Raw genomic sequence first — 22,980 nt, 5'->3', positions numbered from 1 at the left:
CAGGGTATGATAAAATGATGAGCGATCCCGTTCCGATATCCGATGCTGATGAAGACCAACTTGAAGCCGAGGCCTTGGCGCGAGCGGTTGCCGAGGCCGAGGCCGACCCGCGGCGGGTTCCGCACGAGGAGGTCCGCGAGTGGCTGCTTCGCCTTGCCGCCGGAGATATCGACGCACCACCCCCTGAACCACGCTGACACGTGGGAGTCGTCTGGACGGCGCGGGCGCTTGCCGATGTCCGCCGGATCACTCGCTACGTCACATCGGAAAATCCTGTCGCGGCACGCCGGATCGCTCGCGAAATTCTTGTCGCGGGGGACAGCCTGGCGCTGTTTCCCTACCGCGGGCGCGCCTCGGGCGTGCCAGGCTTGCGAGAACTGCTAGCGTACCATCCCTACGTCATCGCCTACAAAATCAGGGCTGGGAACACGGTCGATATCCTGCGCGTCTGGCATGGCGCGCAGGATCGGCGGTAGAGGATTCCACAGCCTAGTACCCCATCGCCAAATCGTTTGCAGTTGCCGCCGCCTGGCGGTCGGCTGGCTTGCCGAAGCCGCCGCCGCCCGACGTTTCCAGGCGCACCCGGTCGCCACGGCGTAGCACCAGCCCGTCGGTCTTTGGCGGGATCGGGGTTTCGATGCCGTCGCGGATCAGCAGCAGACGCCCGACCGAGGCTGGCATGCCGCCGGCTAGGCCGTACGGTGCGTGGTGGAAGCGGTCCATGTTGGCGGTGAAGATGCAGCTTTCGGAGTCGACACGCCATTCCCGCGCCAGTCCCAGGCCGCCGCGGAACTCCCCCGCCCCGCCCGAGCCGGGCAGCAGATTGTAGCGCGACAGCGTCAGCGGCATTCCGCTCTCGATCATCTCCACCGGGATGTTGCTGTTGTTGTGCATTCCGGAGGCGTAGGCGTTGACCCCGTCCTTCGTCGGATGGCCGCCGGAGCCGCCGATCTCGATCTCGACCAGCACCTCACGCGACCCATCCGCGGCCACCGTCTGGAAGGTGCAGACGTAGCTGTTGCCGTAATAAGCGGCGGGGATGCGGTCGGGTGCGGCCTGGTGCAGCGCGCCGTGCACGGTGTTCAGCAGGCGGTGCCCGACGGCCACGCGATGTGCGACCGGCGCCGGGTGACGGGCGTTCACGCATAGGCCCTCGGGGGCGATGATGGTCACCGGGCGGTAGCAGCCGGCGTTCACCGCCATTGGCTCGTCGCTGGCGGACATCACGGCGAACAGCACGGCCGCGGCCGAGGACGCCAGGGTGGCGTTCACCGGGCCCTTGGCCTGGGGCGAACAGCCGGATAGGTCGGCGATGATGTCGTCGCCCTTCACCTCCAGCTTCACGTGCAGGCGGATCGGCTGGTTCAGCACCACGCCGTCATCATCGAGGAAGTCCTCGAACTCGTAGACGCCGTCCGGCATGCGGCGGATGGCGGCGCGCATCGCGGCCTCGCTGATGTCCAGGATGCGGCTGCTGGCGGCCAGCATGCCCTCGGCGCCGTAGCGGGTGGCGAGGCGGCGGATCGCCTTGGCGCCCACCTCCAGGCTGGCGAGCTGGGAGGACAGGTCGCCCAGCACCAATGCGGGTTTGCGCACATTCTGGCCGATCATGGCCCAGACGCCGGCGTTGCGGACGCCGTTCTCCACCAGCTTCAGCGGCGGGATGCGCAGCCCCTCCTGGAAGATCTCGGTCGCGGTTGCCGCGTACGACCCGGCGGCCAGGCCGCCCATGTCGATGTGGTGGCAGAGCGTGCCGACGAAGCCGATCCGCTTGCCCTCGTGGAACACCGGCTTGTAGGTGACGATGTCCGGCAGATGCTGGCCGCCGCAATACGGGTCGTTGGTCGCGACCACGTCGTCCGGACCCCAATTGGCGACGTCGACATGCTTGTCCAGCAACTCGCGCAGCAAGTGGCTCATCGAGTTCAGGTGCCCGGGGATGCGGGCGGATTGCGCCAGGTTGTTGCCGTCGGCGTCGAAAACGGCGGTGGAGTAGTCCAGCAACTCGCGCACGATGGTGGAACGGCTGGTGCGCCAGACGGTGACGTCCATCTCGGCCGCAGCGGCGGTCAGCGCATTGCGGATCACCTCGATCTCCACCGGGCCCAGCACTGCGCCGGTATGCGCGGGGGCGGCGGCGCGATCGGTGGCGACCAGGGCGCCGGCGGGGCCGAGCGTCGCGGTCCAGCCGCGGCCGATCCAATGGGTGGCGAAGGTTTCCTCCACCAGCGCCGGGCCCTCGATGACATCGGACGCGGTCAGCGCCTCGCGATCCCAGACCGGGACGTCCTGCCAGGCGCCGCCCTCGTAGCTGCGGCGGGTGCCTTTGCTGGCGGGGCGGTCGGCGATGACCGGCTCGGCGGCGGCGCGACGCGGCAGGCGGCCGATGGCGGAGACGCGGATGGTGACGATCTCCACCGCCTCCGCCTCGTCGGCGTAGGAGAAGCGACGCAGATGGCTGGCGTGGAATTCCGCCAGCAGCCGGGCCAGGTCCGCCTCGCCCGGCGTGGCGACGTCGCCCCAGGGCACCAGCAGTTCGAAGGCCTGGCCGTGGTAGCGCATGTCCACGTAGACCTCGATCGCCTGGTGCTCCGCAGCGACGCCGTCGGTCGCCAGGCGGGACAAGGCTTCGCCGCGCAACTCACCAAGCAACCCGCCCAACGCTGGCAGCCCCTGTGGCGTCGCGGGAATGACGTGCGTCCGGGAAATGTCCTGCACCAGATCGCCGAAGAGGATGCCGTAGGCGGACAGCGTCCCCGGCTCCCGCGGGAAAACGACTTCGCGGATGCCGACTTCGCTGGCGACGGCGGTGGCGTGCAGGCCGCCTGCCCCACCGAACGACAGCAGGGAGAAGTCGCGGGGGTCGAGCCCTTTCTCGAACAGGGACAGGCGAACGGCGGAACCGAGCGCGCCATCGACAACGCGCAGGATGCCCTCGGCTGCCTCCTCCGCACCCAAGCCCAGCGGCTTGGCAATGCGGTCGATGATGGCTTGCCGGGTGCCGTCCATGTCCAGCGTCATGGTGCCGCCCAGGAAGTAGTCCGGGTCCAGCCGCCCCAGGGCCAGGTTGGCGTCGGTGACGGTCGGTTCGGTGCCACCGCGGCCGTAGGCGACCGGGCCAGGGCGGGCGCCGGCGGAGCGTGGGCCGACGCCAAGGCTGCCGCCGGAATCGACCGACGCGATGGAGCCGCCGCCCGCGCCGATGGTGCGCATTTCCACCATGGGCAGGCGCACCGGCAGCCGGTCCACCTCGCCTTGCGTCACGATGGATACGCGACCGCCGAGCACCACCGATACGTCGTAGGACGTGCCGCCCATGTCGACCGCGACCATGTTCGGGCGGTCCAGCAATTGGGCCAGGCGCTCGGCAGCCAGGGCGCCGCCGCTGGGGCCGGAGAGCAGCAGGCGCGCCGGTTGTTCTGCCGCACGGCGTAGGCCGCAGACGCCGCCGTTGGACTGCACCAGGAACACGCCGGGGGCGAAGCCATCCTCACCAAGCCGCCGCTCCAGCCGCTGCAGATAGGCGCGCACCACTGGGACCAGTAGCGCGTTCAGCACGGTGGTGGAGGTGCGCTCGTATTCCCGGATCTCCGGGCTGATGTCGCTGGAGATGGAGACGGCCAAGCCGGGTCGGGCGGCGAGCAGCAGGTCGCGCAGGCGCTGTTCATGCGCCGGGTTGGCGTAGGCGTGCAGCAGGCTTATCGCGACGCACTCCGCCCCGGCGGCGTCCAACTGAGTGAGCAGCGCATCCACTGCCCCATCCTGCAGCGGGGTTTCGACGGTGCCGTCGGCCCGCACCCGCTCCGCCACGCCGAAGCGGCGGTCGCGGGGGACCAGGACGGGGAACGGATCGGGGTCCAGGCGATACAGCTCGCGCCGGTAGTGCCGGGTGATCTCCAACACGTCCTCGAACCCGGCGGTCGTCACCAGGGCGCCGCGGGCCAGTTGGCGTTGTAGCACGGCGTTGGTGGCGATGGTGGTGCCGTGCAGCAGCAGCCCGACGTCGGACAGGGCGAAGCCGAACTTCTCCGACGCCTCGCGCACGCCGCGCAGCAGGCCCTCGGACGGGTCCAGTGGCGTGGTGGGCGTTTTCCAGGCCTGCACGGCGCCGTCGCGGGCATCCAGCACCTGAAGGTCGGTAAACGTGCCGCCGATGTCGACGGCGATGCGGATGGGGCGGGGCTGGTCGGACATAGCGGTCTCCTGCGGGGATCGCCTGATGGCAGGCGCCCAGACTGTGCAACAGCACCGCCAGCGAGCCTAGCGGCCGGGTTTGTGGAGCAAGAGGCAGGCCACCCTGAAATGCGGCGGAAGAAGGGTGCCGAGGCCGCTCAAGAAATATTGACATCGTATCAAAAAAATACAAACATCTCATGAATTAACCGCTGGCCGTTCGTGTTAAACGAAACGGCATCGACACGATCATCTGGCAAAACGCCGCACCCGCAACGTCCCTGCCACGCATGTGAGATGTCACCATGAATGCGATCGCTGCCGACGCGCCGTCGGGTGTGCTGCCGGAAACGGTCACGCAATCCGCTGATGTGGCCGAGTTGGTCGAGCGACTGTGGCACCGCTCGTTGGGCCCCAAGGCGCGGGCGCCGCGTGCCAATATTCTGCAGGTCGGGGTGGGCCTGCGACGGATCGTGCGCCTGATGAAGGATCTGCAGAGCGAATTGGGGCTGACCGTTCGCGCCACCGCCCTGCTGCAACTCGGCACGCTGGATGCCCTGTTGGACGCCATTCGCACCGGACAATGGCCGGAGCCGTCGCCGTGCGTGAAGTTGCGCGACGGGGATGACCGGCCGCCGTTGTATATCGTGTCGGCTGGCAGTGGGCTGGTGCTGGAGCTATGCGCCTTTGCCCGGCTGATCGAGTATTCCGGGCCGGTTTGGGGCCTGCAGCTTCCCGGGCTGGATGGCGAAACTGCGCCGCTGACCGATTTGACCGACATGGCCAAGTGCCACCGCGACGCCATCATCGCCCGGCAGCCGGATGGTCCTTATCACCTCATAGGCTATTCCTTCGGCGGCATCGTGGCGTTGGAGACGGCGCGCGAACTGGCCGCTACCGGGCGACGGATCGGCTTGATCGGCCTGATCGATTCCAACCTGGACGAGCGGCATTGGCCGAAAGCCGCGTGGGTGCGGGATGTGCTGAAGCGTTGCCTGGTTCGGGCGGCGGCGGCGCGCCACCTGCCGCCGCGCGAGGCGGTGGACCACATCGTGCACCGCGCCCGCAACCTGGTTCGCTATTTCGGCCGCAAGGCGGCGGGCGAGACCGCAGCGTCGATCCATGCCTCCGCCTACTACATCGGCGGGTTGGAACCGGATTTTCAGCGTGTGCGGGATTCGTCGATCGTCGCCTACCAAACCTACGTGCCGCGGCGGTTGAATCTGAAGGTGACGCTGTTCAAATCCGAACTGGGCGACCCGCATGCCTGCGACCCGGTGCCGGTGTGGCGCCAGTTCGCCCACCGGAAAAATCTGGATGTGGTGATGATCCCCGGATCCCACACGACGATGGTGCGGCCACCCTTTGCCCAGGTCCTGGCGGCGGAGATCGTCCGGCGGCTGTAAAGGGCTACTCGGCGACGGCTGGGATTGTCGTCGGTTCGTCGCTCTCGCGCGTTTCGGGCAGCAGCAGCCAGACCAGCAGGCAGGCCACCAACCCGGCCACCGTGAGCGCGGCGAACGCGCCCCGCGCCCCGGCGTGGTCGGCGACGATTCCCGCGACCTCCGTGCTGGCTGCGGCGGCGCCGGCGATGGCCAGGCCGATGGCGCCCATGGACAGATTGAACCGGCCGCTGCGGTGGGAAATATCGGCGACGATCAGCGGCAGCAACACGCCGAACACCGCGCCGCTGACGCCGTCCAGCGCCTGGATGACCGCCACCAGAGTCGGCTGATCGGTCGCCGCGAATAGGGCGGCGCGCAGGGGCACCGCGGCAAAGCCGAGGAGCAAGACCGGGCGACGCCCCCAACGCTCCGCCGCGCGGCCAACGACCGGGGACAACACGGCGACCAGGATTTGCGGCACGATGAGGCAGGCGGCGATTACCAATTGGCCAACCGCGCCGGCATGCCGGGTAACCTGTACGGCGGCAATCGGGAACATCGCGGCGTTGGCGAATTGGAAGCCGGCGCAGCACAGCGCGAACAGCAGCAGCCTGCGATCGCGAAACAGCGTGGTCAGCTTCTGCGGGGGCGGTCGCTCGAACGCATGCACGGTGCTGACGGGCACCAGGCGCAGCGCCCAGATCGCCGGCAGCACCAGCACCGCGGCCAGGAAGAACACCGAGCGTTCGGACACCAGGTAGCCGACGCCACCCATCAGCCCGGCGGCGCATCCGCTGCCGATCGAGGCGAAGCGCGCGTTGCGGCCCAGGCGCTCCCCCAGCGCGTGACCCTTCACGCCGGCGACGGCCATGCTCAGCACGGCGATGACCGGGCCCAGGATGCAGCTTGCGACGCCATGCAGGATTTCTGCGATCGATACCGGCAGCCGTTCGGGCAACAGCGCCAGGATGAGCGCGGCGGCGGCGATGGCAGCGATGGCCACCAGGGCCAGGAACCGCTTGTCGCGCATCGCATCCACGATGGCGCCCATCGGCATTTGCATCACCATGGTGGTGATGGTGCCGATGGTTAGCGCGGTGCCGATTTCGCCCTGGGTCCAGTCTTCGGAGGCCAGATAGGCGGCAATGAACGGCCCGAAGCCGGTTTGCACGTTCGCAACGAAGAAGCTCAGCCAGTCGAGGCCCCGGTTGCTTCGGTCAGGTACGCTCCGGGCAGGGTTGGGCAAGGCCTATTTGCTGGCCTCGGGTGGTTTGTCTGCTGGTGGGGGAACGGGTGTGGAGGCCGGGGCGGCAGGAGACGCGGCGGCGGGGTTCGGCGGAATTTGGGGCATGGGCGTTGTATTCGCTGCCACGGCGGGCGCTGGCAACCCGACAATCATGGCGGGCTTGGTCCGGTCCACGTAGTCGGGGGCGGCGCGGATTTGCTGATCGGTCAGGTCGATCGAGACGCGTTTGTCTGGGGCGCTGGGTGGCGGGACGTGCACCTGCGTCCAGTTTACCGCAACACGCCGGGCACCGACGCCCATGAAGCCCCCGACGTCGATCACCGCGGCGCGGGACTGGCCGGTGGGATCTACGACGACGTCGACGATGCGGCCGATGTCGCGATTGTCGGAGTCATGCACCATGCGGCCGAGCACACCGGTGGCATCTGCCTCCGTCAGTTCGGGTTCGGCCGGCGCGGGAGCAGGCGCCGCTGCGGGCGCCGGGGTGGGCGTTGATGGCGCTGGCGTTGGCGCAGGCGCCGCCGGGGCGGCAGGCGCCGGGGAGGTGGGGTCCGGCGTCGTCGCTTGTGGGGCCGGGTCCGCCGCCATCAGCAGCAAGACCGCCCAGCCTAATGCCAGCCGTTTCCGCATCGCTCCCACCCCATCACCCGCCTTGCGAATTTGCGCCTGCATCCCGCACCCGGCAAGCGGCGTTAATGCCAGATCGACCGGAGAGGACGTGCGAAATGCTGCGCGAGAACGAGGGCCGCACTGCCCTGGTGGAACTGAGCTTCACCATCATGGGCTTGATGAAGCTGTTGGGCCTGCAAACCCGCCTATTTCGCCGCATGGGCCTGCCGCCGCGCAGCATGCGCAAATTCGGATTGTTCGAGGCCGGGGGCGCGATGCTGGTCGCCAACCCCGAGACCCGCGCCATTGGCGGCGCCGGGTTGGCAGCGATTTCGGCGATGATGCTGGTCGTGGAATTGCGCAGCCGCGAAGCCGAATTGGTTCTGCCCCGGCTGGCATTGACCGCGCTGGCGGCGATGATTGCGGTGTCGGCATGTCGCAGCCGGGCCGTGTCGGCGAGGCAGGCGTAATGGTGCTCAGCCGGCGGACCCTGCTGGCAGCGGCACCGGCCGGGCTGCTCGCCCGCCCTGCCCTAGTGCGGGCGCAGTCCAGCACGCCGATCCGCATCGGGGAAATCAACAGCTACACCTCCCAACCCGACTTCACCCGGTCCTATCGCAAAGGGTGGGAGTTGGCGCTGTCGCATCTGAACGATTTGGGTGGGCTGAACGGACGCAAGGTCGAAATCGTCTCCCGCGATGATGGCGGCACGCCGGAGGGTGCGCTGCGGGCGGCGGCGGAATTGGTGCATGACGACAAGGTGGATGTGCTGGCGGGCGGCTATTTGTCGAATGTCGGGCTGGCGATCAGCGCCTACGCCTTGCAGCAGAAGAAGCTCTACATCGCCGGCGAACCGCTGACCGATGCGTTGGTGTGGGAGAAAGGCAATCGCTACACCTACCGCATTCGCCCCTCCACCTTCATGCAAGCGGCGATGCTGGTGGAAACGGCGCTGACCCTGCCCGCGAAGACATACGCCACGGTCGCGCCGAATTACGAATATGGCCAGTCGGCCGTGAAGTGGTTCCGCCAACTCATGTCCGCCCGCCGCCCGGACGTCCGCTTCGTGGGGGAGCAATGGCCGGCGCTGGGGCATATCGATGCCGGGGCGATAGCCGGCGCGCTGGGCCAGGGTGCGCCGGATGCGATCTTCTGTGCGTTATTCGGCACGGATCTGCAGGCCTTCGTGCGCCAGGGTAACACGCGCGGGCTGTTCGATAATCGCCTCGTCGTTTCGATGCTGACGGGGGAGCCGGAATACCTGAACCTGCTGGGCGACGAGACGCCGTCGGGCTGGCTGGTGACCGGTTATCCAGAAAGCCTGTCCGACGAGCCGGACAACAAGCAGTTCGTGTTGGACTACACGCTGCAATATCATGAGGCGCCGACGATGGGGGCTGTGGTGGGCGTGTCGCTGGTCAATGCGATCGCGTCGGGCGTGCTGAAATCCGGCGGGACCGACAGCGAAAAGATGGCGGATGGGTTCGCCGACGCCACGTTTCCCACGCCGTTCGGGGTCTGCCGGTTTCGGGCGATCGATCACCAGAGCACGCTCGGCACCTATGTCGGGCGCACCACGAAGCAGAATGGGCATGGCGGCATGGTGGATTGGGGCTACGTCAACGGCGAAGCGGTGATGCCGCCGGACGACGTGGTGCGCAAATTGCGACCGGGTAGTTAGGCTAGGGCGGCTAGGCGCTGCGTTGTTCGGGAAGGGGATCGGCCTGCTGGCCCATCGCCTTTTCGGCCTTGTCCTCCAGCCGGGATTCGTTGCGGCGGAGCAGGACGATGCCGACGACGATGACGATGGCGGCGATGATGCCGAGCGAGATGCCGACGGGGCCGGCGATTTTGTGCATCAAATTGCCAAGCAGGTAGGCCCCGGTGCCATACAGCGTCGCCCACACAACGCCACCCACGGCATTCCACAGCAGGAACGTCTTCCAGTGCATGCCGTTGGCGCCTGCCAGCAGGGCCACGAAAGTGCGCAGGATGGCGATGAAGCGGCCGACGAACACGACCTTGCCACCCTGGGTCTGGAACAGGTAGCGGCCCAGGGTCAGCCGGCGCTCGTTGAGGCCGACATGCTTGCCGTAGCGCTTCAGCAGGGGAAACCCGGCCCAGCGGCCAATCAGATAGCCGAAATTGTCGCCCATGATCGCCCCGCCAATCGCGGCGAGAATGATCCCGACGATCCCCAGCCGGCCCGTGGTGGCGGCGTAGACGGCGGCGGCGATGATGAGGCTTTCACCCGGCGCGGGCACGCCCATCGCCTCTAGGCAGATGATGACGAAGACAACGCCGTAGCCATACTCGCCGAGGAGATGGTCGAGCGTGTCGGTGCTGAACCAGTCCATCAGCTGCGGAAGCTTGCCATGCCGCGGATCGCTGTGCCGCCGGCCGCGAAGTTCGACGGATCCATCCAGGCCACCATCGCATCGCGGCAGCGCGGCCACTCATCTGCCAGGATCGCAAAGAAAGCGGTATCGCGGCGCCTGCCTTTGACGACAAGGTGGGCGCGCAACGTGCCCTCGTACTCGAACCCCAACCGCGCGGCGGCCCGGCGGGACGGCGCGTTCAGCGCGTTGCATTTCCAGACCAGGCGGCGATAGCCGAGTTCGTCGGCGGCCAGGCGCAGGAGGAGGAACATCGCCTCGGTACCGGCGCGGGTGCGCTGCATGCGGGGGCCGAACCAGATGTTTCCCAGCTCGATCGCGGCGTTGCCGGGCTGGATCTCCATGAGGGAAAGCCAGCCGGACACGACGCCCGTGGCGATCGGGCGTACGGCCCAAACCATGGGATCGTGGGTGGTGGCGAAGCTGGCGACGTGCCGCGTCATGGCGGCCTCGTCGGCGAAGGGGCCGTAGCCCATGTAGGCCCAGGACTCATCGGCGCCCTGCGCGGCGGCCCAGAGTTCGGGCGCGTGACGCACATGCAGCGGCTCCAATTCCACGTCGCGGCCACGCAGGCGGATGCGGGCCGGTAGCGGGCGTGGCGTGGCGTCGACGAGGGGGCCGACCGGGGGGGCGCCATCGACATTTGGGGTCGTCACGATCATGATGCCGCCCGGCTGCAATCAAGATCCACCGGAGAAGATGTCAAAGTGAAAAGCCCTGCCCTATTGCTGGTCGCCTGCGCCGCGCTCGTGTCTGCCGCAGCGCATGCCGAAACCCAGAAGTTCCATGCCGTCATGAACGGTGCCACGGAAGTGCCCGCAAAGACGACGGACGGCAAGGGCACGGTCGACGCCACGTTCGACACCACCACCAAGGTGCTGACCTACGACGTCACCTTCTCCGGGCTGACCGGGCCGGCCACGATGGGCCACATGCACGGGCCGGCCGACCCGGGGGCGAATGCCGCCGTGATGGTGCCGTTCGCCATGCCCGTCACCAGCCCGCTGCACGGCACCGCCACCCTCACCGACGCGCAAGTGACGGCGTTGGAGTCGGGCAAGATGTACGCGAACGTCCACACGGCCGCGAACCCCGGTGGGGAAATTCGCGGCCAGATGATGAAGTAAGAGGCGTCCCTCCCCCACCCGCGTGCGGGTGGGGATTAGGCCAGCGTCGTCAGATCCTGGAACCAGTGTTGGGCCTGGACGTAGCTTTTGACGCGGCCCGATAGCGCGTGCGGATTGGTGTCGTGCACCACCCAGACCTGCACGGCATCGTCCACCACCTTTTCGTGAATCCGGGCGCATAGCCGGTCCTGCTCCGCCGGGTCGAAGCTGCTGGTGACCTGGTCGCATAACGCGTCGACCTCGGGGTTCTTGTAGCCGCTCCAATTGATGCCGACGGGGGCGATCTGCTTGCTGCTGTAGAAGCGGATCAGCGCGTAGAACGGGTCGGAGGTGACGTAGGCGATGTTGCTGGCGGTGATGCCCTTCAGCGACGGATCGGCCGCGCCCTTGCGCCAGGCGGTGTAGGCGACCTCCAACTCGACAGGCTGGAATTCCACCTGCAGACCGATGTCGGTCCAGCCCTGCTGGATGAATTCGTTGATCGGCATGGATAGCATCTGGCCGCTGCCGCCGGTCGGCACCATGAACCTGGTCTTCAGCGGATTGGCTTTGCTGTAGCCGGCATCGGCCATCAGCTTGCGCGCGGCGTCCATGTCGGTGGTGATCTTGAAGGTGGGGTTGCCGAACCAGGGGCTGGCTGGGTCGACCTGGCCGATAGCGGGCTTGGCGAGGCCGCCCATCAACTGCACCACGCCGTCCCGGTCTACGGCCAGGTTGGCCGCCTTGCGGATGCGGATGTCGCGGAACGGGCTGCCGTCGGCCAGGGACAGATGGTAGTTCCAAACGTGAGGGGTGACGTTGCCCACCACCCGCGCGCCGCCTGCCTTCAGCTGCGGCACGGCGTCCGGCGCCGGGGTCTCGATCAGGTCCACCTGTTTGGTGAGCAGCGCGTTGGCACGGGTCAGATCCTCGGGCGCGCAGATGAGCGTCAGTTTCTCCAGCTTCGGGATGCGCGCCTTGTTCCAGTAGGCATCGTTGCGCACCATCTCCGCCTTCACGCGGGGCACCAGGCTGGTCAGCTTGAAGGGGCCGGTTCCGGACGGCTCGAACGCGAATTTCTCCCAACTGCCGAGCTTGGCGTATTGCGCCGGGGAGGACACGAGGAACCACAGCAATTGGTATGGGAACAGCGCATCCACTGCCTTGGTGGTGATCTGCACCGTCATCGGGTCGATGACCCGGTAGGACGCGACGCTGGGCAGGCGGGGGCGGACCTGCGCGGACTGGCGGGTGTCGAAATGCGGTGCCTGCGCGTTCAGCACCTTGTCGAAATTCCAGACCACTGCGTTGGCATCCAGCATCGAGCCATCATGGAAGGCGACGCCCTGCCGCAGTTTGAAGGTCCATTGGGTATGATCCGCGGGATCGCTTTGCCACGAGGTGGCGAGGCCGGGGATGAGCTTGCCGGGGCGGTCCGCGACGTCCAGTTCCCAGGCGACCAGCGGGTCGTACAGCGTCAACCCAGTGAACTGGTAGGCGCCGGCGCCGCGGTCCGGCTGGCCGGTGGTGAGGGGGATGTCGGCCATCGAAATACCGTAGGTGAGCGCGGTTGCGCCCTGGGCGTAGGACAGGACAGGCAGCCCGGCCGCCAGCCCAGCGGCGCCGCCGGCAAGCACGGCACGGCGAGAAAGCGGGAGGGTCAAAGTGGGCTCTCCATCAAGGTGTGTGGCCGGATCGCGGCCTGTTGGCCACGCAAGAGTTGCGCCAGCCTTGACGCCCGACGGACCGCTCGGCTAACGGCACGGGGACGTCGGGAGAAGTGGGCTGTTGGTTCGTGAGCATGGCCCGGAGATGGCGTGACAGACGACGATAAGAGCACGCCGCCCGTGGTGATTTTCGGGCGCCATCCCGCCGGCATGGAGCCCCGTGAGCGCCGGCGGCTGGCCTATTCGGCAGCTTGGCCGGCGCCGGTCTTTGATCCCCTGGATGAACCGGCGCTCGCGCCATGGCGGCACAGTGAGCGGTTTGCGCCGCCGGGTCCGGCGCAGGCGTTCATCTCGGCGTTGCACGTGGTCATTCCATTGGCGATGCCGCGGGGGCCGATGCTGCATCCGCCGCTGCCGACGATCGTCCTGACGTCGGCGGCGTTCGACGAATCGGTAGGGCTGGAGCCTGTCGAGCAGGTTGCCCAGGCGCCGGAGCTTGTGCCGGTCGAGCAGGCAGAGCCCATCGCGGCAGCGCCCCGGCTGCCCGAGCCGATGGCGTATTGGGCGGGCAGCATCACGCCGAGCGAACCGGCGCCGGTCGCCGAGCCGGAGCCGTATGCCGATCTGACGCCGACAGTCGAGCCCGAACCGTATGCCGATGTGGTTCTGCCCGCCCCGGAGGTGTTGGAGCCGGAGACCCTGCCGGTCGATGAGCCGGAGCCGTATTTCGAAGAGCCCGAGCCCGAGCCCGAGCCCGAACCGGACGTCGCGCCGCTGGCAGCGGAGTGGGCGTTCCCGGAAGAGCCCGTTACTGCCGAGCCGTCGACTGGCTACGCGGACGATGGCCACCTGCCTGCGACCGAGCAGGACGAGGCACTTCGCAGCGCTGTCTATTGGGCGGAACCGCCTGCCCCGCCCAGCAAACCTGCCGACAGCATCGAGTGGACGCCGCCAGCCGAGACCACTGGCGACCGGCGCGGCCGTGCAACGCCGGCCATGGCTGGCATGTGGGCCGCTGAACCGGCTGATGCGGCCGCTGGCCATCCCCCGCAGGCCGCACCCGGCACTGGCGCCGGCCGGATCGTCCGCAAGGCGGTGCCCGCCCTGGTCGGCGTGGTGGTGGTCGCAGCCGCCTGCGTGGGCATCGTGAAGCTGTTGCCGCACCTCTTCGTCGTCAATCAGACGCCGACCGCGACGTTCAACGCTCCGATGATGGTGCTGCGGGCGAGCGGCCAAGGGCGTATCGCCAGCATCGCCATCAAGAATGGCCAGGCGGTCGATCCGTCGACATTGCTGCTGACCATCCATACCGAGCCGGTGGCGGACCCGGCCATTGGGCTGTTGCAGGACCAGTTGGCAATGGCGCAGGCCAAGCTGTCCGCGTTGGACCAGTCGCTGACGCAGTCGACACCCAACAGCGATTCCGGCCGCGCGAAGTTGGCCGACCTTCGCCGCCAGCGCGCCGCGGCTGCGAACGACGTCAACCAATTTCAGGATGGGATCGCCCATATTCCGGTGAAGGCACCGGCCGATCTGCCGGTTCTGGCCGGCGTGCATGGCGTCATCCGCTCGCTCGAGGCGCAGCAGGGTGCCGCGACGACCGCCGGGCTACCGCTGATCCGGATACTGGATTGCGACCACGCTTTCCTGACGATCGGGTCGGACGCGCATCTGCAGGTTGGCCAGACGGTTCAGGTCCGTCTGCCCAACCTGCCGCCGATCGCCGCCACGGTTCGTAAATCCAACGGCATCGCCGAGCCGCCGGACGCGTTGGTGATCGCCCCCGCACCAGGCGCCTTCGTCAACCAACTGAGCGGGTCGTGCCCGGTGGGCGCCACGGCCACGGTTACCCCCAGCATCGCCGGAAGCTGACCGGGCCGCGGCGCTAGCCTACTTGGCGGCTGGGCAGGGATAGGTTGCCTTGATCATCGCGTGGACCAGGGCGATGCCGCTGCCCTTGGTATCGGCCGGGTTCTGCGCGCCATATTTGGCCAGTGCCATGCGCATCACCGAGAGCTTGGTGCCGGCCGGGGGGCAGATCGTGGCCCGCAAATCGGTATTGACGGCCACCTCGTCCAGAGAGCCGGCGATGTAGCCGTTGCAGGCGTTCTCGTCCGCCGGGGTGTGGCTGGCGCAGGCCTTGGCCAATTGGGTGCCGCTGATGAAGGCCTGCGCATGCGCCCCGCTGGGCAGGGCGGTGACGCCCAACGACGCGAACGCTGCGGCGGCGAGCATAGTGTGTAGACGGGTCAAGGAATGTCCTCCGATATCGCGGAGCAGACCCTACTCCGTGACTTCGAAAGTCGTAACCTCGAAGATGCTCAGCCAGGCCGGGCCGAAGCTGGTGACGAGGGCGACGTCGGTCGCGTCGCGGCCCCGGGCCATGAGGACACGGCCGATGCGCGGGAAGTTATGCCGGGCGTCGAAGGTGTACCAGCGGCCGCCATCCGGCCCGTCGAGATAGGCTTCGAACCAGGCGGAGAAGTCCATCGGCGCGTCCGAGGGTGGGATGCCGATGTCGCCGAGGTAGCCGGTGCAGTAGCGGGCTGGGATGTTCATGCAGCGGCACAGCGTGACTGCCAGATGGGCATAGTCGCGGCACACGCCCTGGCGCTCGTTATAGCCGTCCCAGGCAGACTTGTCGGGCCGCGCATGGTGGTAGCCAAAGGTGATCCGCTCGTGTGCGAAGTCGCAGATCGACTGCACGCGCGCCCACCCCGGCTCTGTCCCGCCAAATAGCGACCAGGCGATATTGGATAGCTTGTCGGTCTCGCAATAGCGGCTTCCCAGCAGGTAGACGAGTGCGCCATTCGGCAGGTCGTGGACGTCGAACTGCTTGGCCTCGGGCACCACTGCGTCGGGCAGGCCGCTATCGTAGATGTCGAATTCGGTGGCCAATTCGACCCGGCCCTGGGGCGCCACGACCCGGTGGCAGACATTGCCGAAATCGTCGGTATAGGCGTTGACCTCCAACTCCGGACTGGTGGTCAGCACCGGCTTGGTGAGCAAATCCTGCTCTCGTGAGGGGTGCGAGCTGAGCGCGAGCAGCATGGGCACGGGCTGCGAGAAGTCATACGCGATGCGAAAACCGCAGCGGATACGCATGGACTAGGTGCTCCTCAGGAGGCGACTTGGATGGAGGAAGCGGCGTCTTCGGTCACTCGGACGGTGACGGCCATGCCGACGCAGTCGGCGGCGGCGCCGGTCCAACTGCCGGATAGCGGGACGGCCATCGCCGGGTCGCGCACCACTGCGACGCGGACGAGGCCACGCGTGCCTATGATGCCGTTGGTCGGGTCGAAATCCACCCAGCCAGACCCGGGGAGGTAGACCTGCAGCCAGGCATGCGTATTGCCGCCGCCATGCCGCTCCGCCTCACCAGGGTGGGCGCGGGCTGGCACATGGAGGTAGCCGGAGACGAAGCGGGCGGCGAGGCCGAGGGCGCGGACGGCCTCCATCATCAGCATCGCGAAATCCCGGCAGGTGCCGGTTTCCAGCCGCAGCGTTGTGCGGGGATCCTGGATGCCGGGTTCGTGGCGGGCGCGATAGGTGAAGCGACGGCAGATCGTTTTGGTCATCCGCGTCAGGAGCTCGATCGTCTGAGTCGGGCCGTTCTCGTTGAGGAAGGCGTGCGCCCAGCGGGCGACGACGTGCCCCGGATCGGGCAATTGCCGCTCGATCGAGCGGGCGAGGTCCGGCATCTCGTCCGTGTCGTAGGCGAATGGGAACATGCGAGCGTGGTCTGCCAGAAGCACGCTCATGGGCGCGGCCTCCTGATGATCGACTTCCAACAGGCTGTCGAAAACGAGTGTATCATTACGAACTGAGAACTGCGCGCGGGACACAGAGTTGCCGAAGACGTCCAGCGACCAGTGCAGCGCGGACGGCGACGGGCTGATGACCAGCTTGTGCGACAGCAGTCGCTGATCGTGGCTGTCCCGGGGCCGAAACATCATTCGATGTTCACCGAAGGCGACCGGGTGTCGATAGCGATAGGTGGTGATGTGGCGAACGGTCAGCAGGGGCAAGGGGTACCACGCACTGGCTGGTGAACGCAGCGAGACTAGCGGCCTCGACTCCGAACAAGGGTAGAGGAAGTAGTATGCACGACTCGCGCCACGCTTGCGCAAGCCGTTTCAAGCGCGGCGGCATTTTATAATTAAAGCGAGGCAGTCACCAAAACGAGAACGGATCGCAGAGCAACCACTATGCCGGACCAGGCTTAATGCGACGCAAAAGGATACACACCATGCGTTCCAGCACGATCGTTCTCGCCGTCGTTCTACTGTCCTCTCCGCTGGCGCTACTGGCGTCGCCCGACAGCACGGCGTCGGCGGCGGGGTTTCCGATCGCGGCGGACGCTCAGGGCAATGACACGGTCCTGAAGGATGCTCCGGTACCGAGCGTCGGGCCGGCTGGCGTAGCCTCGGTCGATCGCGTGGCGGGTGCGGGTGGCCGGACGCTGGATGCAGGGCCGGCCAACAGCACGCCATTCAGCAGCACGCCGACTGGCACGTTGTCGAGCGGTGGCACCCAGACCAGCAATTCCGACCGGGTCGGTTCGCCCGCAGGCGGCGATGGGGTGACGCCGAACCTTGGAAAGTAGGCTAGGCCGGGAGGTGCAGGGTCGCGGCGGTGCGTTCCTGTAGACCCGCGAAGTCAAGGCCCGGCACGATGTCGACCACGACGAACCCACGCTCGGTAACGTCGAGCACTGCCAGGTTGGTGTAGACCCGGCTGACCGCACCCAATGCGGTCAGCGGATAGGTGCAGGTCTTCACAAGACGGGATTCGCCGGTCTTGGTAGTGTGTTCCATCACTGCCCAAAGTCGCTTGGCGCCTACGGCCAGGTCCATCGCGCCGCCCACCGCGGGCGCGAAATCGTTGTCGGAGCGGGACCAGTTGGCAATGTCCCCGTTCTGCGCGACCTCGAACGCGCCGAGCACGCAGAGGTCAAGATGCCCGCCCCGGATGATCGAGAAGCTATCGGCGTGATGCACGTAGCTGCCGCCCTGGCGAAGCGTCACATGCGTCTTGCCGGCATTGATCAGCCAGGGGTTCACCTTGTCCGGCGCCGGGGCTGGACCCATGCCGAGCACGCCATTTTCGGAGTGGAACACCACCTCGCGATCGAGGGGGACGTGGTCGGCGACCAGCACGGGAATGCCGATGCCGAGATTCACCCACCAACCCTCAGGGATGTCGGCGGCGACGCGGGCGGCCATGCCAACGCGGTCACGGGCTTGAATGGTCATCCTGCGGCTCCTTTCCGGGGCTCAGCCTTGCGGGCCTTCATGGGGGACGGCGACCAGCCGGTCCACATAGACCCCTGGCGTGACCACCGCCTCCGGCGGGAGCGCGCCGAGTTCGACGATGCGCTGAACCTGCACGATGGTCAGCTTGGCGGCGGCGGCCATGACCGGATTGAAGTTCCGGCCACTGTCTTTGTAGGTGAGATTGCCCCATCGATCGCCCTCCCACGCCTCTACCAGGGCGACGTCGCCGGGCAATGCGTACTCCAGCACGCAGTTGCGGCCGCCGATCTCGGCAGTCGGCTTACCCTCGGCCAGCTTCGTTCCAAAAGCGGTGGGGGTGTAGAAGGCGGGGATCCCTGCCCCTGCGGCGCGCATGCGTTCGGCAAGCGTGCCCTGCGGCACCAGCTCCAACTCGATCTCACCGGCGCGATACAGTTCCTCGAACACGAACGAGCCGGCGGAGCGGGGGAAGGAGCAGATGATCTTTCGCACCCGGCGCAGCTTCATCAGTTTGGCCAGCCCGAACTCGGCAACACCGGAGTTGTTGGCGACGATCGTCAGGTCCCGAGCGCCTTGCTCGATCAGCCCATCGATCAGTTGGTTCGGTTGCCCGACCGCTCCGAAGCCGCCAACCAACACGGTGGCGCCATCGGTAATCCCATCCATGGCCGCCGCGACATTTGCGACGCGCTTATCGATCATACCTACTCGTCTTTCCTACCCACTCGAACGAACCATGCCCCCGGGTTCCCCCAACGGCAAGGTTGGAGGGCGGCCCAGGGTCGCTAGGCCCTGGGCTTTAGGACTGGGCTGCTAGGACTGGGCTGCTAGGACTGGGCGTCCGGTGACAGCACGATGCAGGAGCTGCGGCCCTTCAGCCGGTCGCATGCCTGCGTCGCACTCTCACGCGAAAGCCCCATCAATCGGGCGCGGTAAAGCGTGCCATGCGCTTCCTTGATCCCGGCGACTGCCGGCTTGGCGGATGACAGCACGGCGCCGGCCTGCTCGCGAGCATTGCCGACGGCGATGTGGGCCAGGCCTTCGTTGCCGAACGCGCCCACCTGAATCGCCCACTCGCCCGCGCCGCCACGGTAGGCAGGCGCTGGGGCGGCATAGGCCGGACCGACGAGGCGGAAGCCGCCGCGTTGCGGACTGGCGTAGCCGGTGGCGGAGGCGGTTTGCACGGTTGACACAGGCATTGGCGGCGTTGGCAGTGCCGCTGCGTAGCGAGAAGCGGGCGGCGGCGCAGGAGCGCGAACCGGCTCGGGCGGCGTGGGCAATGGCTCGACCGCGGCCATGCGGGCGGGCATCGGGGCCGGCGCGTAAGTGGGGGCCGGCGTGTAGCTGGGGGCTGGCGTTGCCGGTGGAACATAGGGCGCGGCTGCGTAAGTCGGCTGCGGTTCGGCCGCGGCGACCATTGTGGGTGCCGGCGCGGTGGCGGGCGGCGGCACGTAGGCGGCCACTTCCGCACGCGACATGTTCTTCGGCTTCCAACCCGGCGGCGGGTTGAAGGCACCATCGGTTTCCGAAGGCGGCGCGAACGCGACCTCCACCGGGGCGGCAGCGGGTGCGACCGGCGCGGGCGCGGGCGGCGGCACATAGGCGGCGGTCGCCGTGTCGCTGTTCGTGTTGTAGCGCGGGCCGGCCGGGATGCTGGTTGGCAGCGAGTTCATTGCATACATCTCGGCAGTGGAGCGCCGGCTCGGGAAGGAGTCTGTGATGTATGGCCCGATCTTCGCGACATAACGCCGGGTTTCTTCCGGCAGTGCGCGGTTGCGGGTCAGGTAATCGTCCAGCCGGCCGGGGCCACCGTTATAGGCGGCCAGGAAGCCGGGGTTGCCGTAGAGGTCATACAGTTCCCGGATATAGGCGGTGCCGGCGAGAATGCTGTTGTGCGGATCGTAGGGATCGTCGCCGAGGCCATAGCGGCCCTTCAACTCGTCATAGGTGGCTGGCATGACCTGCATCAGGCCCATTGCCCCGGCGCCGGACGTGATGGGCGCGCCATTCATTTCGGTCCGGCCACCGGATTCGACGCGCATGACTTCGCGGATCCAACGCTCCGGCACATCGTACTTCCCCGACGCTTCCTGAATGTACGGCCCCCAGGGGTCGCTGCGGCCACCCGGCGGGGTGTAGGAGCGGTGCGCACGCTGCTCGTAACCCGCAGCCTCCTGGCTGTTGCTGACGTGCTGCCCGCCTGCGCAGGCCGATAGCAGTCCCATGACACCGAGGCATCCAGCGGCACGCAATGCGGTGCGGCCGGTAGACCGGTTACGGGCAGGCTTGGCGGCTGCGGATAGGTAGTGCGGGGGGCGCGTCATGCGGGGCAGTTCTCCGTCTAGGCATGGCCATTAATGGCCTGGTTTACGACATCCGATTGGCGGCCGCTCAGGTGACTCGGCAGGAAGCCCGGCTAAGTCCCTAACGAAGCAAAGCTTCTCCAACAAGCCACGCTGAGCGGGTGCGACGCACTCATTATCCGATTTTCAAGTTGCTGTGTTATTAAGAGCACAGATTCGTGAGGCCGGAACGATCCGACCGAGGAGCGCGTGAGGTTGCAGATCCAGGTTTGATCGGCTACGCGGCTTGATTATGCCGAGCACTCCCCCGCCCGTCCGTCGAAAGGCTGGCGCATGCCGCTGGATGTCCGGGCAATCCCGGGCGCCTGGCTCGCCTATCCTCGACTGGCCTATCGCCGATCGGCCTCCGCCCGAGTGGCGGGTCATCCTGGCGTGAAGACACTCATCAAGGCCGAGGGGCTTTGCGTCGACTTTCCGATCTATCACGGCGGCGGCCGCAGCCTGAAGAAGGCGGTGTTCGCCGCGGCGTCCGGCCGGTTGGGCGAGGACCAGCAGCACCGGGTCGTGGTGCAGGCGCTGCGCGACATTTCGTTCACCCTGCGCCCCGGCGACCGGTTGGGCCTGGTGGGCGGCAATGGGGCGGGCAAGACCACGTTGCTGCGCACATTAGCTGGGATCTACGAACCCATTATCGGCAAATTGCAGGTGGATGGCGTCATCGGGTCCCTGCTGGACGTGAATGCCGGGATGAATCCGGAATTGTCGGGCCGCGAGAACATCATGTTGCGCGGGCTGTACAATCAGATGAGCCGGGCCCAGATCGCCGCCATGGTGGACGACGTGTCCGACTTCGCCGAGTTGGGCGAGTTCATGGAACTGCCGGTGCGGTTGTATTCGTCCGGCATGGGAATTCGGCTGGCCTTTGGCATGGCGACCGCCATCCGCCCGCAAATACTGCTGATGGACGAGTGGTTCCTGGCGGGCGACGCCGCCTTCCTGGACAAAGCCCGCGCACGGATGGAGAGCCTCGTGAAGGCGGCAGAGATCCTGGTGCTGTCGTCGCACATCGAGTCGATCGTGCTGGAGTGGGCGACGCGCGTGATCTGGCTCGATTCCGGGCGCATCCGTGCCGACGGCGTGCCGCAGGAGGTGCTGCACAGCTACCTCGGCACTGGTCCGGTCGAGGTTGTGGCGGTCGAACCAAGCTGAGCCGTGCGGGCACTGCAACCCGTTTCAGCCTCGGCTGCGAAATGGGCCGGGCGCGACGGTGGCACACCTGTCGCCTGGAAAGAGGTGACAGCCCGGTTGAACCCGGCATCCCATACCATCCTGACGATCCCGAAGCGCCTGGCCCGACTGGGGACCGATCCCTGGAGGGTTTTGCCACTGCGGCATAAGCATTACCGGCATCTGTCGACCGATCGTCAAACCGCTGATGGCGTGAGCGCGATCTCTGGCGTTGCGGACGAGACAGGCGAGTACTCGTTAATCTTATAATAAAGAAATACGGCGGTAGAGTTAATAATTTTCACACTTGCGAACAGGGACGGGGCTAACGCCAAACAAACTGCGACATATCTCACCTCGTCGCTGAGTTTCCTAATGTTCGCATCACCTCATCACGTGCCTCACCTTGCCGTGAACGAATAAGGGAGGTTCCTTTGCATCTGACTGTGGCGGGCGGGAGTAGGTTGGACTGCTACAGGAGCTTTTCGATGTCTATGCCCAGCCGCCTCATTTTGTTCGCCGACGACGACGTGCTCACGCAATGGATCATGACGGACGTTCTGTCCCAGGCCGGGTTCGACGTCGTGAGTGCTTGCCGTGGGTCCGAGGCGACTGGGCTGCTGGCGCAGCAGCAGGCGTTCGATTTGCTGGTGACCGATTTGGACCTGCCCGATAACCTCAGCGGTCATCAGCTTGCCGAGCATTGGCGGGCCAGTCATCCCGGCCGCCCCGTGATCTACACTGGCACGCCACGCCGCACCTCGATGCCGATCCTGGCCCGGCATGAATACTTCATCGAGAAGCCGCTGAGCCCCGCGCGGCTGCTGCGGTTGATCGACGTGGCATTGGATGATGCGATGTTCGGCGCCTTCGTCCCGCAAGAGGCACGGCGGGGCGCCTACGTTCACTAGACGCTAACACCAGCCTTGTTCGGCGGCGATCACCGTCAGGCGTGCCGCCATCGCCTTGCCCAGCTTCGGCAATGCATCTGGCCAGAGCGGGCATGCGAAATGGTCGAATTCCGGCACGCTTCGGCCCTTTAGAATGAAGTGGGACTGGCAGACGAGAACCGCCGGGTCGGGCATGATGTCGCGCCGCCAGACGAACAGCGCCAGGTCCTTGCGCGGTAGATAATCGAAATGGCCGAGTGACTGCAGCGGCGCAGTGTCCGGGTCTAGGCCGGTTTCTTCCAGCAGTTCGCGACGAGCTGCTTGCTCGGGCAGCTCACCGGGATCGGATTGGCCTTTCGGGATGTCCCACCGGGCGGATCCGGTGGCGTGGCCGATCAGCACGTGCCGGCCATCCGTGACGATGACGCCGCAGGACAGCACGCGGGTCACGAGCGGGGAACACCCTCCAGCACCTCACTCCCGCGGCGCCATTTATGGCTGCTGGCGCCGTAGGCCAGCACGCGGCCATGCGCATCGATGATCTCGGTGCGGGCGAAATAGAGCGAGCGGCCGCGGCTGACCAACTCGCCGGTGGCGAAGATGCGACCGTCCTTGGCTTGGCCGGTGAAGCGGCAATCCAGGTCCACGGTCACCGACCACCGCCGGTTGCCGGGCACGCTGCACCAGACGCCGCACAGGGCCCCGGCCTCGTCCAGCATCGTC

At 67.0% G+C, this 22,980-nt stretch carries 24 protein-coding genes; 10 read left to right on the top strand and 14 right to left on the bottom strand.

Annotated elements, in window-relative coordinates:
* The first annotated feature begins 14 nt into the window (after positions 1 to 14).
* Both GSQ76_RS15230 and GSQ76_RS15225 read left to right on the top strand, forming a co-directional pair.
* Complete coding sequence (locus GSQ76_RS15230; protein WP_216851074.1) at positions 15 to 197, top strand: hypothetical protein; 183 nt, start codon at positions 15 to 17, stop codon at positions 195 to 197.
* A gap of 3 nt (positions 198 to 200) precedes the next feature.
* Positions 201 to 476 carry a type II toxin-antitoxin system RelE/ParE family toxin gene (locus tag GSQ76_RS15225; RefSeq protein ID WP_158744751.1) on the top strand — a complete coding sequence of 92 codons (276 nt, stop codon included), beginning with the start codon at positions 201 to 203 and terminating at the stop codon, positions 474 to 476.
* A 13-nt stretch (positions 477 to 489) separates the two neighbouring features.
* Here GSQ76_RS15225 and GSQ76_RS31845 read toward each other — a convergent pair whose 3' ends face one another.
* Complete coding sequence (locus tag GSQ76_RS31845) at positions 490 to 4,194, bottom strand: hydantoinase B/oxoprolinase family protein (protein ID WP_254070427.1); 3,705 nt, start codon at positions 4,192 to 4,194, stop codon at positions 490 to 492.
* Positions 4,195 to 4,478: 284 nt separating this feature from the next.
* Here GSQ76_RS31845 and GSQ76_RS15210 point away from each other — a divergent pair, with 284 nt between their 5' ends.
* On the top strand, positions 4,479 to 5,579 hold the full coding sequence (locus GSQ76_RS15210) for an alpha/beta fold hydrolase (protein ID WP_158744749.1): 1,101 nt from the start codon (positions 4,479 to 4,481) through the stop codon (positions 5,577 to 5,579).
* 4 nt (positions 5,580 to 5,583) lie between these two features.
* Here GSQ76_RS15210 and GSQ76_RS15205 read toward each other — a convergent pair whose 3' ends face one another.
* The gene (locus tag GSQ76_RS15205; protein ID WP_158744748.1) at positions 5,584 to 6,804 is read right to left on the bottom strand and encodes an MFS transporter; all 1,221 of its coding nucleotides are present in this window, start codon (positions 6,802 to 6,804) and stop codon (positions 5,584 to 5,586) included.
* Between the two features lie 3 nt (positions 6,805 to 6,807).
* A complete protein-coding gene (locus tag GSQ76_RS15200; protein ID WP_158744747.1) occupies positions 6,808 to 7,434 on the bottom strand; it encodes a PRC-barrel domain-containing protein in 627 nt (208 codons plus the stop codon).
* 95 nt (positions 7,435 to 7,529) lie between these two features.
* On the opposite strand from GSQ76_RS15200, the gene GSQ76_RS15195 reads away from it, so the two are divergent.
* Both GSQ76_RS15195 and GSQ76_RS15190 read left to right on the top strand, forming a co-directional pair.
* Positions 7,530 to 7,883, top strand: coding sequence for a DoxX family protein (locus GSQ76_RS15195; protein WP_158744746.1), 354 nt, complete (start codon positions 7,530 to 7,532; stop codon positions 7,881 to 7,883).
* Entirely contained in the window at positions 7,847 to 9,094 is a 1,248-nt protein-coding gene (locus tag GSQ76_RS15190; RefSeq protein ID WP_254070426.1) for an ABC transporter substrate-binding protein, read from the top strand. Before GSQ76_RS15195 ends, GSQ76_RS15190 begins: the two co-directional genes overlap by 37 nt.
* Before the next feature lie 10 nt (positions 9,095 to 9,104).
* Here GSQ76_RS15190 and GSQ76_RS15185 read toward each other — a convergent pair whose 3' ends face one another.
* Both GSQ76_RS15185 and GSQ76_RS15180 read right to left on the bottom strand, forming a co-directional pair.
* Positions 9,105 to 9,770 carry a DedA family protein gene (locus tag GSQ76_RS15185; RefSeq protein WP_254070425.1) on the bottom strand — a complete coding sequence of 222 codons (666 nt, stop codon included), beginning with the start codon at positions 9,768 to 9,770 and terminating at the stop codon, positions 9,105 to 9,107.
* Positions 9,770 to 10,471 carry a GNAT family N-acetyltransferase gene (locus GSQ76_RS15180; RefSeq protein ID WP_158744745.1) on the bottom strand — a complete coding sequence of 234 codons (702 nt, stop codon included), beginning with the start codon at positions 10,469 to 10,471 and terminating at the stop codon, positions 9,770 to 9,772. The genes GSQ76_RS15185 and GSQ76_RS15180 overlap by 1 nt, the downstream gene beginning before the upstream one ends.
* 45 nt (positions 10,472 to 10,516) lie before the next feature.
* Here GSQ76_RS15180 and GSQ76_RS15175 point away from each other — a divergent pair, with 45 nt between their 5' ends.
* Complete coding sequence (locus GSQ76_RS15175; protein WP_216851073.1) at positions 10,517 to 10,936, top strand: CHRD domain-containing protein; 420 nt, start codon at positions 10,517 to 10,519, stop codon at positions 10,934 to 10,936.
* A gap of 35 nt (positions 10,937 to 10,971) precedes the next feature.
* Here GSQ76_RS15175 and GSQ76_RS15170 read toward each other — a convergent pair whose 3' ends face one another.
* On the bottom strand, positions 10,972 to 12,579 hold the full coding sequence (locus GSQ76_RS15170) for an ABC transporter substrate-binding protein (RefSeq protein ID WP_174247356.1): 1,608 nt from the start codon (positions 12,577 to 12,579) through the stop codon (positions 10,972 to 10,974).
* Between the two features lie 153 nt (positions 12,580 to 12,732).
* Between GSQ76_RS15170 and GSQ76_RS15165 the strand changes: the two genes are divergently transcribed.
* Entirely contained in the window at positions 12,733 to 14,454 is a 1,722-nt protein-coding gene (locus tag GSQ76_RS15165; protein WP_158744744.1) for a hypothetical protein, read from the top strand.
* Between the two features lie 18 nt (positions 14,455 to 14,472).
* On the opposite strand, the gene GSQ76_RS15160 is transcribed toward GSQ76_RS15165, so the two are convergent.
* From GSQ76_RS15160 to GSQ76_RS15150, 3 genes are read right to left on the bottom strand one after another with little or no spacing between them, the layout of a single operon-like run.
* Positions 14,473 to 14,835, bottom strand: coding sequence for a Rap1a/Tai family immunity protein (locus GSQ76_RS15160; RefSeq protein ID WP_158744743.1), 363 nt, complete (start codon positions 14,833 to 14,835; stop codon positions 14,473 to 14,475).
* 30 nt (positions 14,836 to 14,865) lie between these two features.
* Positions 14,866 to 15,687 (bottom strand): transglutaminase family protein, encoded by an 822-nt coding sequence (locus GSQ76_RS15155; RefSeq protein WP_158744742.1) that lies wholly within the window; start codon positions 15,685 to 15,687, stop codon positions 14,866 to 14,868.
* Between the two features lie 14 nt (positions 15,688 to 15,701).
* Positions 15,702 to 16,610 (bottom strand): transglutaminase family protein, encoded by a 909-nt coding sequence (locus tag GSQ76_RS15150; protein ID WP_158744741.1) that lies wholly within the window; start codon positions 16,608 to 16,610, stop codon positions 15,702 to 15,704.
* A 221-nt stretch (positions 16,611 to 16,831) separates the two neighbouring features.
* On the opposite strand from GSQ76_RS15150, the gene GSQ76_RS15145 reads away from it, so the two are divergent.
* Positions 16,832 to 17,188, top strand: coding sequence for a hypothetical protein (locus tag GSQ76_RS15145; RefSeq protein ID WP_158744740.1), 357 nt, complete (start codon positions 16,832 to 16,834; stop codon positions 17,186 to 17,188).
* Between the two features lies 1 nt (position 17,189).
* Here GSQ76_RS15145 and GSQ76_RS15140 read toward each other — a convergent pair whose 3' ends face one another.
* From GSQ76_RS15140 to GSQ76_RS15130, 3 genes are all read right to left on the bottom strand, one after another.
* Positions 17,190 to 17,837 (bottom strand): 3-oxoacid CoA-transferase subunit B, encoded by a 648-nt coding sequence (locus GSQ76_RS15140; protein ID WP_216851072.1) that lies wholly within the window; start codon positions 17,835 to 17,837, stop codon positions 17,190 to 17,192.
* A 21-nt stretch (positions 17,838 to 17,858) separates the two neighbouring features.
* The gene (locus GSQ76_RS15135; RefSeq protein WP_158744739.1) at positions 17,859 to 18,539 is read right to left on the bottom strand and encodes a 3-oxoacid CoA-transferase subunit A; all 681 of its coding nucleotides are present in this window, start codon (positions 18,537 to 18,539) and stop codon (positions 17,859 to 17,861) included.
* 125 nt (positions 18,540 to 18,664) lie between these two features.
* A complete protein-coding gene (locus GSQ76_RS15130; protein WP_158744738.1) occupies positions 18,665 to 20,161 on the bottom strand; it encodes a lytic transglycosylase domain-containing protein in 1,497 nt (498 codons plus the stop codon).
* A 312-nt stretch (positions 20,162 to 20,473) separates the two neighbouring features.
* Here GSQ76_RS15130 and GSQ76_RS15125 point away from each other — a divergent pair, with 312 nt between their 5' ends.
* On the top strand, positions 20,474 to 21,349 hold the full coding sequence (locus GSQ76_RS15125) for an ABC transporter ATP-binding protein (RefSeq protein ID WP_158744737.1): 876 nt from the start codon (positions 20,474 to 20,476) through the stop codon (positions 21,347 to 21,349).
* Positions 21,350 to 21,855: 506 nt separating this feature from the next.
* Positions 21,856 to 22,278 (top strand): response regulator, encoded by a 423-nt coding sequence (locus GSQ76_RS15120; RefSeq protein WP_158744736.1) that lies wholly within the window; start codon positions 21,856 to 21,858, stop codon positions 22,276 to 22,278.
* Positions 22,279 to 22,281: 3 nt separating this feature from the next.
* Here the strand turns inward: GSQ76_RS15120 and GSQ76_RS15115 are convergent, their stop codons facing one another.
* Together GSQ76_RS15115 and GSQ76_RS15110 are read right to left on the bottom strand one after the other, a co-directional pair.
* Positions 22,282 to 22,707 (bottom strand): NUDIX domain-containing protein, encoded by a 426-nt coding sequence (locus tag GSQ76_RS15115; RefSeq protein WP_158744735.1) that lies wholly within the window; start codon positions 22,705 to 22,707, stop codon positions 22,282 to 22,284.
* Positions 22,704 to 22,980, bottom strand: a 277-nt coding sequence (locus GSQ76_RS15110) for a PaaI family thioesterase (RefSeq protein WP_254070424.1), incomplete at its 5' end; no start/stop codon positions are given. The genes GSQ76_RS15115 and GSQ76_RS15110, both read right to left, overlap by 4 nt.

It is taken from the genome of Acidisphaera sp. L21 (assembly GCF_009765685.1).
Taxonomy (GTDB): Bacteria; Pseudomonadota; Alphaproteobacteria; order Acetobacterales; family Acetobacteraceae; genus LMUY01.
This window is presented reverse-complemented; position numbering and strand designations above follow the sequence as displayed.